The organism is Mycolicibacterium brisbanense (genome assembly GCF_001570425.1).
GTDB classification, from domain to species: Bacteria; Actinomycetota; Actinomycetes; order Mycobacteriales; family Mycobacteriaceae; genus Mycobacterium; species Mycobacterium brisbanense.
In genome coordinates this window covers 42,411-54,522 of record NZ_BCSX01000019.1, presented here as the reverse complement: position 1 = coordinate 54,522, position 12,112 = coordinate 42,411, and the positions used below count along the sequence as shown (strand labels likewise).

Here is a 12,112-nt window from a genome sequence, read left to right as displayed (position 1 = left end):
GAGCTTACTGCACTGGTGCAGCGCGGCAGCGTTGACTGCAGCAGATTCCAGTGGTAGTTGTTGATGCGTCCTCGCAGCATTGCTGCACCAGAACAGCAGAAAGGGGCTACACATGGACGACGAGCTCATCGGCACCCCGGCGGTGTCGCAGATGACCGGGTTGCCGGTCGGGACGTTGCGGTACTTCCGCAGCACGGACCAGGGGCCGGCGAGCTTCACCCTGGGAAAGCGCGTGGTGTACCGGCGCAGTGAGGTTGAGCGCTGGATCGCTGAGCAGGAGCAGGCGACTAGGCGCGGCGGTACCAGCCCGGAGGTCGCCTGATGCGGGATCTCCCCCAGCAGGATCACGCCGACCTCGGATTGATCGAGGACGACAACACCCCGGATATGCGAAAGGCCCCGGCGGCAACCGAGGCCCTTCGGAACGAACCACCAAGCAGCAGTCACCACAACCACGAACTGGAGTTCTAGATCATGACTGTACAGATGCAGTGCAAGCACTGCACGGTTCCCACCGATGGTGGCGACACCTGCAGCTTCTGCGCCACCTACACCCCGCCGGCCACCGTCTCTCAGCGGCTCGACGTCCTCGTGAACCGTCTGGACCTGCTGCGCCACGACGGCAACGAGATCCTGAGGGAACTCCCCACGGACGCACCACTGTTCGCTGTCGCCGACCTAGTGACGGCGCTCGGTCATCTGCGCCAAGGCGCAATAGCGATCGACAAGGCCAGCGACCGCCTTGAAGCCGATGCCCAGGCGGTGAAGTAATGACGCACAGCGACAGCATGATGATTCACGAACCCGTACTGCCCGTCGGTGCTGAATCCGCTGACAGTTGGGAGCCGGGCGACAGCGAGTTCCCCCCGTACCGCATCGTCTCCGGATCTGAGCGCCGCGTCACCGACAGTGACATCGAGGTGAAAGCCACCGCGATCCAGTGGGCCAACGGCAGCATCGAGGACGGCACGGTCGATGAGTGCCCGAAGATCTGGATCAACCGGACCGACCTGAATTCGGACCAATCCCGGGAACTTGCGGCTCATCTGCTGGAGCTGGCCGCGCTGGTCGACGGGTGGGTACGGCGATGAGCTACGACGACGCTGCTGGCGACCTGATGGCCGTCGAATCTCTGAAATGCGCCCCCTGGTGCACCGTCGGCGACCACACCCGCGAGAAGTTCCGCGCCGATCAGAACTGCTGGGGCCCAGACCATCCCGTCGTCCTCGGACTCGACGATAATGCACCGGCCGCGCATCTGAGTATCGAGGAACAGCTCGAACAGGATCCGGCGCGGATCACGCCGTGCGCCTACAAGGCATGGCGGGGGCTGCCGGTCGTGTACCTGCATGTGTACCGGCCGCACGAGACCGAGCACATGGACTTGGACGCTAGCGTCAAGCTCACCCCGGGCGAGGCCGGCGAACTTGCGAGTGCACTTATGGCGGTCGTCGCGGAAATCGGCGGTGCGAAGTGAACAACGTGGAGACCCGCCCCCTCACCGGGGCGGGTTCTCCCGCACCAGAACCTTCAGAAGACCGTGGTGAGCAACGAGTCGCCGTGCCCTGCAACGTCTGCGGGCACTGGCTGGTCGACCCGCTGTCGGTTCAGCTCGGTGTCGGTCCTCGCTGCCGCGGAGACGCCGATGGATAGCCAGCAAGCATCGTGGTGGCCGACCCACGAATTCATCACCGCGTTGGTCAACAAGGCCAATCTAGGGCCGCTGCCGACCGCAGGGACCCCGCAGTGGTGTGCCCTGCCCGACAGCGACCCACGAAAACTGTTGGCCTTAGCCGCGGCTGGGGAGCACTGGGTATTGCGTACCGAGATCGCTCAAGAGAAGCGTGCCGAAGCTGGCCGCGAAATCTGTGCTGCCGCTGACTGGTCCACTCTCGCCCAGCGGATCCGCAACCGCGACAACAGCGTCTACGTACCGAGGAGGGAAGCGTCTTGACCGACGATGAATTCTGGTCAGCTACCGACCAACTCAAGCTGATCCACCAGTGGGCACGAGCGAGTTACGTAGCGCCATGGGCGCTGCTGGTGGCGATCCTGCCCCGAGTGATCGCGACGACCGGCCCGCACGTGATGCTCCCCGGCCCGCCAGCGCCCGCGTCGTTGAACATGGGCGTCGTCCTCGTCGGCCGGTCAGGGGCCGGCAAAGGCGTGACCGACAAACTCAGTCGCGTCGTGTGGCCCGCAGACATCCACGAGGAGGGTCTGGGGTCGGGGCAGGGTATCGCCGAGCTGTTCAAGGAGCAGAAGAACCCCGAGGATCGGATCACCCGTGCGCTGATCTCCGTGTCCGAGATCGACCATCTGACCGCCCTCAACGCCAACCAGGGGAACAACACCAGGGCTGCGGTCAAGGCCGCGCTGACCGGTGATCGGTTGGGCAGCAAGGGCGCCTCCGCTGCCACGACGCGGGCGGTACCGGCCGACTCCTACCGGCTCTGCTTGTCCATCAGTGCGCAGTTCGGACACTGCGGAGTTCTTCTTGATGACGTGTCAGGTGGCACGCCGCAGCGCCAGATCTGGATGCTGGTCACCGATCCCGACATGCCCGAGGAGCTTGGCCCGACCCCCGATCGGGTGTTGGACGTCTCGCTCCCGTCGTGGGCAGAGACGGGCAACCAGGTGCTGATCCAGTACGGCCCGCCGGAGATCCGCAAGTACATCAACGCCGGCCTGTGGGCCAGCGGACGCGGAGCCGTGGAGGCCATCGACGGTCACCGGACCTTGACGAGGCTCAAAGTCGCCGCGGCCCTAGCGATCCTCGATCACCGAATGGTCGTCTCCGCAGTCGACTGGGAGCTGTCCGAGGTCATCATGGCCAAGTCGGACGCCACCCGGAACGCCGTCGTGGAATACGACCGCGTCGCTGCCCGAGCAAAGGTTCAGGAGCGGGCGATGTCGCGGGCCACGTTCGACGAGTTGATCGACGATCGGCATGCCACGACGGTCCGCAGCCGGATACTGCGCCTGCTGGCCGCCGGCTCGATGTCGCGCAGCGAGCTGCGCCGCGCTATGGGCAAGCAGCACTATCGCGAAGCCTTCGACGCCGTCTTGCCGCACCTGGAGAAAATTAGCCATGTGGTAGTAATCCCCGGCGAGAAGGCGCCGCACTACGCGCTCAACCGCGAGTTCACCGGTGAACCGGAGTTCACCTCAGAAAACACGAGGTCAAGCGGGGTGAACCACGAGTTCACGGGTGAACCATCCGCTACCGTCACTGACCTGGATTCCCGCAGGTCACTGGATTTACACCAGCCCAAGCTGTCCTGCGCGAAGTGGCTCGACAACTACGTCATCCAGCGCCGAGCCGCCGGAGAAACCACCTTTAACTCATTTGCTGTAAGGTCGGCAGCCGCCACCGAAGGCTACTCCGAGAACCTCCTACACCAAGCCATCGCCGCCCACCCCGACGTCAACATGCTCGACCGCAAAGGCGACAACCCGACCTGGTCCATTACCGGCGAACCGACCGGATATCAGCCCGTACTGTCATGGTTCAACAACTGGCTCGACGCCCTTCCAGCAAACGCTGTTGAGATCGACAAGGCGGCGCTTAAGCAGGACTGCGAGGCAGCCGACCACAGCTGGGAATCGCTACGTCGGGAAGTCGTGCAGCGCTGCCCGCGCATCGAGTCGGTGAAGAACGGCCGCGCCACCGTCTGGCGCATCGTCACCACCGAAGAGCACGCCGAGGACGCCTCGTGAGCAACACCTGGACTGATCTGCTCGCCGCCGTCGGTGTCGCCCCAGCACTGCCCGGTGCCCGCTGCCGCGGCAAGCACCACCTGTTCGACGACGCCGGCAAGGACGAGGCCCCTGAGGTTGTCGCGCAACGGCATCAGCAGGCTCTCGGACTGTGCCGTTCCTGCCCGGCACTCGCGTCGTGCGGTCGGTGGGTCGACAGCCTGCCCCGGTCGCGGCGCCCGCCTGGTGTCGTCGCTGGCGTCGTCCATGCTCCCAAGCCGCCAGGCCGACCCCGCAAGGAACCAGCGTGACCAGCAAACTTGTGGCGACCCCGGGGGGCGGGGTTGCCGTCGAGAACGGTGGGAGGTCGACCCCTAGCCGATTCCTATGGCGAATCTCTCTCCGATGTTTTCCACAACCACAACCCGCTGACCTGCACTTTTTTGAATCGCGTCACGGGCCGCGCACCGGAGGCCAGCTCCGCCGCCGCAACTCCCAGCAAACCCACTGACCTCGCCAGCAAACACTGAAAGGCATCACGACATGACCGATAAACAGCACCTCGACCCCTCCGACTACCGTCGGGCCGCGGTCCTGACCAAGCATCAGCGCAACGGCAATATCGCCGGCGTCCTGGCGATCGTCGAGGAGACCAACACCGCCGACCGCGCAGCCGAGTTGATGCTCGCAACGATGGCGCTGCACGGCACGTTCATCCGGCGCCTGCGCACCGCCGACGGCATCACCCTGATGGCCGACTGGGTGCACGGCATGGGCGGCGTGGACACACCCGATGCCGCGCTGATCGCCCGAGCCGCACGCATTCTGGAGTGCCACGCCAACAACGATCTCGGTGGTATCGACCGGGAGATGCGCGCGGCGACCGCAGAGGACCGTGCCACCGAGCAGTTCCTTGCACTGCTGGATCTGTACGAAGTCGCGCTGCCCGAGCTGACCAGTCGTGCTGCTCTCGGGTGGATCGACACCCAGATTGAGGTCCTCCGGCTGGAAGAGGCGTGGGACGAATGAGCCACTCGTGTAGGCTGTTCCGTAGCTCGGTATCACGCGAGACGCCGGGAGCCTCAGGGGAGGCCAACCCGCGCTATCCCGGTCACCATGCGACGCAAGCGAATTCCGCACGTCCTGGCATAGGTGAAATCCGATGAGCAACATCCTCTTTCGCACCGCTGCTCTCAATTCGATTGAGGGCCGCACGATTCACGGCATCGCCGTCCCGTACGAGCAGATCACGAACATTCGCGAACTGGACGACATGGGCAGGATCGTCGAGCACCGCGAGAAGTTCACCTACGGCAGTTTCGCCCGGTCCATCCGGGAACGCGGCCACAAGGTGAAACTGCTTGTGGGTCACGATGAGCGAAAGCTGCCGGTGGGTAGGGCGGTCGACCTCCGCGAGGATCGCGACGGCCTCATGGCTGCTTTCGAGGTCTCCGACACCACCGCGGGCAACGATCTCTTGACGTTGGTCCGCGAAGGCACCGTGGACAGTTTTTCCATCGGCTTCACACCGATCAAAGAACGGTGGGAACGCGACCTCCGGATCCACCTGGAAGCCGGCCTCCGGGAGGTGTCGGCGGTGACCTGGCCCGCCTACCCGGGTGCGCAGATCGCCGGTGTTCGCTCGCAATCCTCTGTTGTCATCCCCCGGTCGGTCGCCGAAGCGCGGCTGTCCCTTCTCGATTGGTGAACTCTCATGACCGATACCGACGTTTCGACAATGACCATGGAGCAGACCCGCGCCGCGGCGCAGCAGCTGCTCGACAGCACCACCGGTGACCTCGAAGGCGCCGACGCCGAACGCTTCCAAGCACTCTCCGCGCGCGCTCAGCAGCTCCGCGAGCAGGAGCAGAAGCGCGACACTGCCCGCCGGGACATGGTGCAGCGCTTGGCCTCCGGCGAGGCGCGTGCCTTCGCTGGCACCAGCAGCCTCGGTGACGAACAGCGCGCCGTCGACCGTGCGCCGGCTGGACCCGCGGTCCAGTTGCGCGACACCGCCATGCAGACCCTCGAACGCGCCGTCGACGCCGAACGGCTGGACGCGCGCGGCGCCGAACTCGTCGAGGACCTGATGACGCGGTCGGGCACCCCGATGTCGCAGACCTGGACCCAGCGCTACGCCGCCGCGGCCGGAAGCGAGCATTACGAGCGCGCGTTCGCCAAACTGATCGGCAACCCCACCCAAGGACACCTCACCTGGACACCGGAGGAGGCCGACGCCTACCGCCGCGTCGCCGAGGTTCAAGCCGAGCAGCGCGCCATGTCCACCGGCGACAGCACCGGCGGGTACATGATCCCGCTGACACTGGATCCGGCGATCATGCTCACGAGCAACGGTTCCATCAATCCGCTACGGCAGATCAGCCGCGTAGTGCAGACCACGACCGACACCTGGCAGGGTGTCACCTCGGCTGGTGTGACCGCCGAGTGGATCGCCGAAGCGGCCGAGGTCGCCGACGCCAGCCCCACGCTCGCCGGCCCCTCGATCCCGGTCAACAAGGCCGATGCGTTCGTGCCGTTCTCCTTCGAAGTCCAGGGCGACGCGCTCAACTTCATGTCCGAACTCGGCGGCCTACTGACCGACGCTGCCGAACAACTCTCCAATACCGCGTTCACCACCGGCAGCGGCACCGGGCAGCCCAAGGGCATCATCACCGCCCTCACCGGTGGCCCGTCGTCGGTGGACACCGCCGCGGTCGCCACCCTGGCCGCTGGTGACATCTACGCCCTGCAGAACGCGCTGCCCCCGCGCTTCCAGGCCAATGCGCAGTGGTGCGCCAGCCTCGGCATCCTCAACAACCTGCGGCAGCTGGAGACCACCGCGGGTGCGCTGAAGTTCCCGTCCCTGCAAGACAATCCGCCGCGCCTGCTGGGCCGCGCAGCCAACGAGCTGTCCAACATGGTGGCCACCACCACAACCGGCAGCAAGATGGCTCTCTACGGCGACTTCCGGCAAGGGTTCGTGATCGTCGACCGCATCGGATCCACGCTGGAGCTGGTACCGCACCTGTTCGGCGCCAACCGCCGGCCCACCGGTCAACGCGGTGCACTGCTGTGGTTCCGCACCGGCTCCGATGTCGTGGTGCCCAACGCTTTCCGGATGCTCAACGCGAAGTAGCAGCTTCCGTGGCCGGGTCGTCAGTTCCCCGGCCACGGACCGGCCCCGGCGTCAAACCCGTCCTTTCATCGGGCAAGGCGCGCCACGACGGCAACGATCTCCAGCACGAGCTGCGACCTGCGCCGGGGCCAACAACACCACGGTCCGACTGGGCCCCGGGGGTGGGCAGGGGATCGCGGCCGACGCCCCAACCCTGACCCCGCCCCAGTCAGGCTTCGCAGTGTGTACGGAATCTGGGAGATTTACCCGATATATCGGCTCAGAATCCCCAGACCCGTACAGATCGTGAGACCTGACTGGGGCGGGGTCAGGTGGAGCTGGTTGCCACGATCGACATGCCGCCCCCTGCCTGCGGTGAAGTGTCGGATCTCCGCGCTACCGTGCCGGACATGCAGATCACCACCGAAGCGGACCGAGACCGATACTGGCACCAGATCGGCTTCCACACGGCAGCAAGCAAGAACGGTAGCCATAACGGTGCGCCGTGGCCTCTGCAAGTGCAGGTGGCCGCGCTCGTTGGCAACGCCGACATCGAAGCGTCGTTCTCGCACTTCGACGGTGCCGGGCCGAGCATTTGGTCGGTTGCGCTGATCACCTCAGATGGCCGCCTGATCCGCATTCGCATGCAGTTTGACGCCGAGCAGTACGACTTGGATCAGGATCAGGCCACCACCGCCGAGCCGGTAGCTGCGACCGTGAGCGAATCATGGGTGCGCCGGCTAAGCGATGTCGTGAGCCTTGACATTGGCAGTGTGAGGATGAGGCCGAACGGGTTCGGACGGGTGACGCAAGATGTCCTCGACGTCGGCGACGTCACCGTGACGTTCCGGGACGGCGAGGTCGTCAACCTTGGCGTCGACCAGCTGACTATGACTATGTACGACGATCGCCAGCGATCTGATGGCTTTATCGCCCGGTTGCGCCATCACACTGGGCTGTAGGTCACTCCGTCCGCAGAGCGTCCGCAGTAGATTCTCGAGCCACCCCTTTTGACCAACACGGTCAACGCTCTGACCTCGACTTATTCACTCACCCCAACACGTCCAACATCAGCAAACGCCCAGGACGTGGAGTTCGGGACGAAGAGGTCGTGGGTTCGAATCCCGCCACCCCGACAGTGTGATCAAGGCCCTGACCAGTGATTTCTGGTCAGGGCCTTGTCGTTTGTCCAGCGGTCACGCATACCACTTGTGGTACATCGCCGAGTCGGTTCCCTCGACGAAGCAATCGAGCCGGCCGCTCGCCCAGGAGCTGGCGCCGACTCCCGACGACAGCACGCCGCCGAGGTCTTCCTCACCGCTCCAGGCACCGTCCCACCACTTGTGCATCATGTGGAAAGTGGCGCCCGGATAGAAGACGTCGATGCGGTTCGGGCCCCACGAGACCGCGCCGGGATCGCCACCGACGTAGCCACCGAGTGACTCCCAGCCGTGCCACCCCGCGCCGTCCCACCACTTGTGGTACAGCCGGCTGTCGGTGCCCTTCACAAAGGCATCCAACCTGTTCGCCGACCAGGAGGCGATGGCGGGGCTGGAATCGAGTGTGCCACCGAGATTTTCCCAGCCTCCCCAATGCTGCCCGTCCCACCACAGGTGCCACATGGCCGAGTCCATCCCGCGAGCAACCACATCGATGCGGTTGGGACCCCAGGAAACTGCCGCAGGATCCGAGGACAACAGTCCGCCCAGTGACTCCCAACCGCTCCAGCCGCCCTGATACCACTTGTGATACAGCCGGTGATCCGTACCGGTGACGAAGATGTCCAATCGTCCTGAGCCCCAAGAGCAGATGGCGGGGCCGCTCTGGCAACTGCCGCCGAGGTTCTCCCAGCCGCCCCAATGCGCACCGTCCCACCACCGGTGGTAAACGGCCGAATCGGTGCCGCGTGCCACGATGTCGATGCGGTCCGACGACCACGAGGTCGCACTGGGTTTCGATGTCAGAATTCCGCCGAGCGACTCCCAGCCGCGCCACCCGTGGGTCACCGGCAGTTTGACCCCCTGTGCGGTGGCGAAGGCGTAGGTGTCGAAATTGCACTCGCCGTAGCCGATCTTGAAGAATCCGCCGTCTCCCCACGACGTGCCCCACGAGTTCTTCGCGATCCAGCACTGCTCGGCCTCCGAGTAGCCGATCACCTCGACGCAATGGCCGCCCTGGAAGGAGCCGGTGACATGGTGATAGACCCCGGTACCGCCGAAGCTGAAGAAGTCGTCGTAGACATCGAACGACGCCGAGCAGGGGCCGACGTTGCTCAGATACTCCTTCCTGGCGTTGATATCGGTGATCAGGCCGTGGCTGGTGATCGACACCTGGGTCGCCGCACGGTTGGGTGTCGGAACTACGTGCGGCACCCACAGATGCGTCGTGGGATCGGTGACCGGCGGGTTGTCGAACGCGGTCATGTACGGCAGTGCAGCATCACTGACCACACCGCGCAGCCGTATCTGCTCGAGGCAAGCATCCGCATTCCATCCACCACAACTGGCGCCGTGCGCCGAGTTGAAGTGCGAGTCGGCTTCGGAAAGGTCGAGCAGCTGACCATTTTCGATGGAGGCCATCGATTCGACCACGGCGGTACAGCAGAAGGAGACGCACGATCCGCAGCGCTTCTGGTCTTTGACGGACGTGACGTGGTTTCCGTTGCGATTACGCCAGTCGACGGCCGGCGCGAATGCTCCTGGGGCCGCCACGGCCGCCGCTTGGGGCGGCGCCGCGGCGAGTGCAAGATCGGCCTGGGTGAAAATGACACCCAAAAGTGCTTTCTTTTCGTCGTCGCTCAATTGCGTCTGAGGGGTGACACGGGCTGTCCACCGGGCACCCGAATTACGCAGTTCTTGATTCAGCGCATCGACGTCCAACACGGGCATGATGGTCTCCATTCATTCCTGGCGAAAGTTATTCGCAGTTTTTCGGGAACCCGGGTTGAGGCCACATTAGATTCGCCAGGCCAAGGGGAAAAGCGTAGTCAGCTACTCGAATTCGGCGCCCTACCCAGCAGGACGAACAGGCGATATGTCGCACGTAGACGTTGGTGAGAAGCGCTACCTATAACCGGTGCCGGATACTCAGCGATGAAGTGAGTATTCGATCACTGGTTCGAGAAAGCTCACTTTTGTGCGATTCTTGCATTCGCAATGATGGGAGCTGCGGGCCTTACCGCAGACAGTAGAATTTGTCCAGAACACCGGATCCAGAGGGACGGATGAAACAATGATCACGGCGCATGTGGGAGAAGTCGTCACCATCGACCTGTCATCGTCGCCGTCGACCGGTTACAAATGGGACGTCCAACAAGTCCCTGATGGCGTCGCCGTCGTCAACACCACCTTCACTCCCCCGCCGCCCGATGTGGTCGGGGGCAGCGGCGTCCAGCATTTCGAGGTCCGGGCGGATCGGCCGGGCTCTTTCGTGTTGACGTTCACGCTCAAGCGCCCCTGGGAACCCGATGGCGTCGAGACCAGCAGTGTCGATCTACAGGTCGGGTGACCGTTCCCACGGCCCAGCCCACCCGAAGAAGAGCATGGGTTGTTCGCCACCATCGAAGCCAACCGCCCTGTCTGAGCCACGCCTCAATCGCCGTGGCGGCCCTTCTTCTTGCCGTGTGGCGGCGGCTTCTCTTCGCCCTGGTCCGCGGTCGGCGGGTGTGGCACGACACCCATGAGAGCCGTGGGCTCCGTCGTCGTCGGCGGGGCTACCGGCGACGCGGGCGCCTTTTCTGGTGAACGATCGACGGCCAGCAGGATGACGCCGAGGATCACCGCGGCGGCGGCCACTGCGGCGATCAGCCCGATCTTGAGGCGCGAGCGCCGCCCCGACGGGTGAGCCGGCGCAGGTGGCAGGACCGTCGACGCCGGCTGCATCATCGGCAGCGGCGTCGTCATCACCCGGGTCGCCGGGCGCGCAGGCTGTCCGGTCAAGGCCGCGCGCATGGCTTCGGCGTCACCGAACCGGAACTGCGGCTCGCGGGCCATCGCCGACTCCACCACGAACACCACACCGGGATCGACGTCGGGGCGCAGCTTTCTGATCGGCACGGCCGGCTCGTCGAGGATGGCCCGCATGGTGGCCGCCGGGTTGTCCCGGTCGAACGGCCGCAGGCCCGTCAGCGCTTCGTAGCCGAGGACACCGACGGCGTACAGATCGTCCGACGGCGACGCGGGCTGGCCCGTAAGTCGTTGCGGGCTCAGATAACTCATGGTTCCGAACAGTTCACCGGTACGCGTGTGGCTGCCGCCTTCGGTCTTGGCGATGCCGAAGTCGGAGAGCTTGGCGGTACCGGAGGTCGTGATGAGGACGTTGCCCGGTTTGATGTCGCGGTGCAGGATGCCGGCAGCGTGGGCGGCCGACAGACCCGCGAGCACGTCGGCCAGCACGGCGCGAACCCGGTCGACCGACATCGGCCCGGCGGCGATCTCGTCGGCAAGGGAACGCCCGGGCAGCCGCTCCATGACGATGAACGGCGTGCCGTGATGCTCCCCGCTGTCGTGGACCACGACGATGTTCGGATGGTTGAGTGCCGCGGCGGCGCGGGCCTCGTCGTCGAACCGGCGCCGCAGACCGTGATCGGTCACCCAGCCCGCGTGCAGCAACTTGATCGCGACCGGGCGCGCCAGCCGGGTGTCCCACCCGTCGCGAACCTCGGCCATCCCGCCGCGACCCAGGATGCTGCGCACCTCGTAGCGGTCGACGAGGAGCTCATCGGTTCTCCCCATACCCGGACTATCGCACACCGGGCTGAGGCCCTGGCATGCTCAACCCATGCCCCGGTTCACGCTGGAAACCGCCGACCCCGAGTTCTTCACCACTGCGCCGCACATCTTCCGGTACGCCAAGCGTTTTGCTGCCACGCCCGAGCGCGTGTGGGATTCGCTGACCTCCGACGAGTCGCTGGCCGCCTGGGGGCCGTCGGTCACCAAGATCACCTGGCTGTCTCCGCGCCCATTCGGTGTCGGCACCTCCCGCGAGGTGGCGCTGGCGCCGGGCGTGGTGAAGGTGCACGAGACGTTCTTCCGGTGGGAGGACGGCCGCCGGTACTCGTTCGCCGTGGACCATGCGAACATTCCGTCGCTGCGCCGGTTCGCCGAGGACTACCTGATCGAGCCTGCGGGCGATAGCCAGACGCAGTTCACCTGGATCGTGGCGATCGAGCCGAAGCCGGCGTTCGCGCTGCCCTTCAAGGCGTTGGCGCCGGTGGTCAAGGCGGCATTCGGCCGGCTCGCCTCCGACGGTGAACGATACTTCGCCGGACAGGTGTGAGATAGCTCCCAACCAAGTGGT

The 12,112-nt window shown here is 65.2% G+C and carries 17 protein-coding genes; 15 read left to right on the top strand and 2 right to left on the bottom strand.

What is annotated here, in order from left to right:
* The first annotated feature begins 112 nt into the window (after nucleotides 1–112).
* The 13 genes from RMCB_RS08205 (at nucleotide 113) to RMCB_RS08155 (ending at nucleotide 7,776) form a co-directional block, all read left to right on the top strand.
* Nucleotides 113–322, top strand: coding sequence for a helix-turn-helix transcriptional regulator (locus tag RMCB_RS08205; RefSeq protein ID WP_062828401.1), 210 nt, complete (start codon nucleotides 113–115; stop codon nucleotides 320–322).
* Nucleotides 322–471, top strand: a complete 150-nt coding sequence (locus RMCB_RS36000) for a hypothetical protein (RefSeq protein WP_165606266.1) — start codon at nucleotides 322–324, stop codon at nucleotides 469–471. Before RMCB_RS08205 ends, RMCB_RS36000 begins: the two co-directional genes overlap by 1 nt.
* 3 nt (nucleotides 472–474) lie before the next feature.
* On the top strand, nucleotides 475–771 hold the full coding sequence (locus tag RMCB_RS08200) for a hypothetical protein (protein WP_234792048.1): 297 nt from the start codon (nucleotides 475–477) through the stop codon (nucleotides 769–771).
* Nucleotides 771–1,091 (top strand): hypothetical protein, encoded by a 321-nt coding sequence (locus RMCB_RS08195; protein WP_062828399.1) that lies wholly within the window; start codon nucleotides 771–773, stop codon nucleotides 1,089–1,091. The genes RMCB_RS08200 and RMCB_RS08195 overlap by 1 nt, the downstream gene beginning before the upstream one ends.
* The gene (locus RMCB_RS08190) at nucleotides 1,088–1,477 is read left to right on the top strand and encodes a DUF6907 domain-containing protein (protein ID WP_062828398.1); all 390 of its coding nucleotides are present in this window, start codon (nucleotides 1,088–1,090) and stop codon (nucleotides 1,475–1,477) included. Before RMCB_RS08195 ends, RMCB_RS08190 begins: the two co-directional genes overlap by 4 nt.
* On the top strand, nucleotides 1,474–1,653 hold the full coding sequence (locus tag RMCB_RS36895) for a DUF6011 domain-containing protein (RefSeq protein WP_322788708.1): 180 nt from the start codon (nucleotides 1,474–1,476) through the stop codon (nucleotides 1,651–1,653). Before RMCB_RS08190 ends, RMCB_RS36895 begins: the two co-directional genes overlap by 4 nt.
* On the top strand, nucleotides 1,646–1,954 hold the full coding sequence (locus RMCB_RS08185; protein ID WP_072278438.1) for a DUF2742 domain-containing protein: 309 nt from the start codon (nucleotides 1,646–1,648) through the stop codon (nucleotides 1,952–1,954). The genes RMCB_RS36895 and RMCB_RS08185 overlap by 8 nt, the downstream gene beginning before the upstream one ends.
* Nucleotides 1,951–3,720, top strand: coding sequence for a hypothetical protein (locus RMCB_RS08180; RefSeq protein WP_062828397.1), 1,770 nt, complete (start codon nucleotides 1,951–1,953; stop codon nucleotides 3,718–3,720). Before RMCB_RS08185 ends, RMCB_RS08180 begins: the two co-directional genes overlap by 4 nt.
* Nucleotides 3,717–4,010 (top strand): hypothetical protein, encoded by a 294-nt coding sequence (locus RMCB_RS08175; RefSeq protein WP_062828396.1) that lies wholly within the window; start codon nucleotides 3,717–3,719, stop codon nucleotides 4,008–4,010. The genes RMCB_RS08180 and RMCB_RS08175 overlap by 4 nt, the downstream gene beginning before the upstream one ends.
* A 232-nt stretch (nucleotides 4,011–4,242) precedes the next feature.
* The gene (locus RMCB_RS08170; RefSeq protein WP_062828395.1) at nucleotides 4,243–4,728 is read left to right on the top strand and encodes a hypothetical protein; all 486 of its coding nucleotides are present in this window, start codon (nucleotides 4,243–4,245) and stop codon (nucleotides 4,726–4,728) included.
* 133 nt (nucleotides 4,729–4,861) lie between these two features.
* A complete protein-coding gene (locus tag RMCB_RS08165; protein WP_062828394.1) occupies nucleotides 4,862–5,407 on the top strand; it encodes an HK97 family phage prohead protease in 546 nt (181 codons plus the stop codon).
* Nucleotides 5,408–5,413: 6 nt separating this feature from the next.
* Complete coding sequence (locus tag RMCB_RS08160) at nucleotides 5,414–6,835, top strand: phage major capsid protein (protein WP_062828393.1); 1,422 nt, start codon at nucleotides 5,414–5,416, stop codon at nucleotides 6,833–6,835.
* Nucleotides 6,836–7,224: 389 nt separating this feature from the next.
* Nucleotides 7,225–7,776 (top strand): hypothetical protein, encoded by a 552-nt coding sequence (locus RMCB_RS08155; RefSeq protein ID WP_131805502.1) that lies wholly within the window; start codon nucleotides 7,225–7,227, stop codon nucleotides 7,774–7,776.
* A 234-nt stretch (nucleotides 7,777–8,010) separates the two neighbouring features.
* Here the strand turns inward: RMCB_RS08155 and RMCB_RS08150 are convergent, their stop codons facing one another.
* Entirely contained in the window at nucleotides 8,011–9,702 is a 1,692-nt protein-coding gene (locus RMCB_RS08150; RefSeq protein WP_165606265.1) for a DUF8189 domain-containing protein, read from the bottom strand.
* 343 nt (nucleotides 9,703–10,045) lie between these two features.
* Between RMCB_RS08150 and RMCB_RS08145 the strand changes: the two genes are divergently transcribed.
* Nucleotides 10,046–10,321, top strand: coding sequence for a protease inhibitor I42 family protein (locus tag RMCB_RS08145; RefSeq protein WP_062828390.1), 276 nt, complete (start codon nucleotides 10,046–10,048; stop codon nucleotides 10,319–10,321).
* Between the two features lie 83 nt (nucleotides 10,322–10,404).
* On the opposite strand, the gene RMCB_RS08140 is transcribed toward RMCB_RS08145, so the two are convergent.
* Entirely contained in the window at nucleotides 10,405–11,547 is a 1,143-nt protein-coding gene (locus RMCB_RS08140; protein WP_062828389.1) for a serine/threonine-protein kinase, read from the bottom strand.
* Nucleotides 11,548–11,593: 46 nt separating this feature from the next.
* Between RMCB_RS08140 and RMCB_RS08135 the strand changes: the two genes are divergently transcribed.
* A complete protein-coding gene (locus RMCB_RS08135; RefSeq protein ID WP_062828388.1) occupies nucleotides 11,594–12,091 on the top strand; it encodes an SRPBCC family protein in 498 nt (165 codons plus the stop codon).
* The last annotated feature ends 21 nt before the right edge of the window (nucleotides 12,092–12,112 follow it).

Bases quoted from the DNA above. Each gene is read 5' to 3' on its own strand.
- RMCB_RS08190 (WP_062828398.1), top strand. From the start codon at position 1,088: ATGAGCTACGACGACGCTGCTGGCGACCTGATGGCCGTCGAATCTCTG.
- RMCB_RS08185 (WP_072278438.1), top strand. From the start codon at position 1,646: ATGGATAGCCAGCAAGCATCGTGGTGGCCGACCCACGAATTCATCACC.
- RMCB_RS08140 (WP_062828389.1), bottom strand. From the start codon at position 11,547: ATGGGGAGAACCGATGAGCTCCTCGTCGACCGCTACGAGGTGCGCAGC.
- RMCB_RS36000 (WP_165606266.1), top strand. From the start codon at position 322: ATGCGGGATCTCCCCCAGCAGGATCACGCCGACCTCGGATTGATCGAG.
- RMCB_RS08195 (WP_062828399.1), top strand. From the start codon at position 771: ATGACGCACAGCGACAGCATGATGATTCACGAACCCGTACTGCCCGTC.
- RMCB_RS08145 (WP_062828390.1), top strand. From the start codon at position 10,046: ATGATCACGGCGCATGTGGGAGAAGTCGTCACCATCGACCTGTCATCG.
- RMCB_RS08150 (WP_165606265.1), bottom strand. From the start codon at position 9,702: ATGCCCGTGTTGGACGTCGATGCGCTGAATCAAGAACTGCGTAATTCG.
- RMCB_RS08200 (WP_234792048.1), top strand. From the start codon at position 475: ATGACTGTACAGATGCAGTGCAAGCACTGCACGGTTCCCACCGATGGT.
- RMCB_RS08170 (WP_062828395.1), top strand. From the start codon at position 4,243: ATGACCGATAAACAGCACCTCGACCCCTCCGACTACCGTCGGGCCGCG.
- RMCB_RS08135 (WP_062828388.1), top strand. From the start codon at position 11,594: ATGCCCCGGTTCACGCTGGAAACCGCCGACCCCGAGTTCTTCACCACT.
- RMCB_RS08165 (WP_062828394.1), top strand. From the start codon at position 4,862: ATGAGCAACATCCTCTTTCGCACCGCTGCTCTCAATTCGATTGAGGGC.
- RMCB_RS08205 (WP_062828401.1), top strand. From the start codon at position 113: ATGGACGACGAGCTCATCGGCACCCCGGCGGTGTCGCAGATGACCGGG.
- RMCB_RS08160 (WP_062828393.1), top strand. From the start codon at position 5,414: ATGACCGATACCGACGTTTCGACAATGACCATGGAGCAGACCCGCGCC.
- RMCB_RS08155 (WP_131805502.1), top strand. From the start codon at position 7,225: ATGCAGATCACCACCGAAGCGGACCGAGACCGATACTGGCACCAGATC.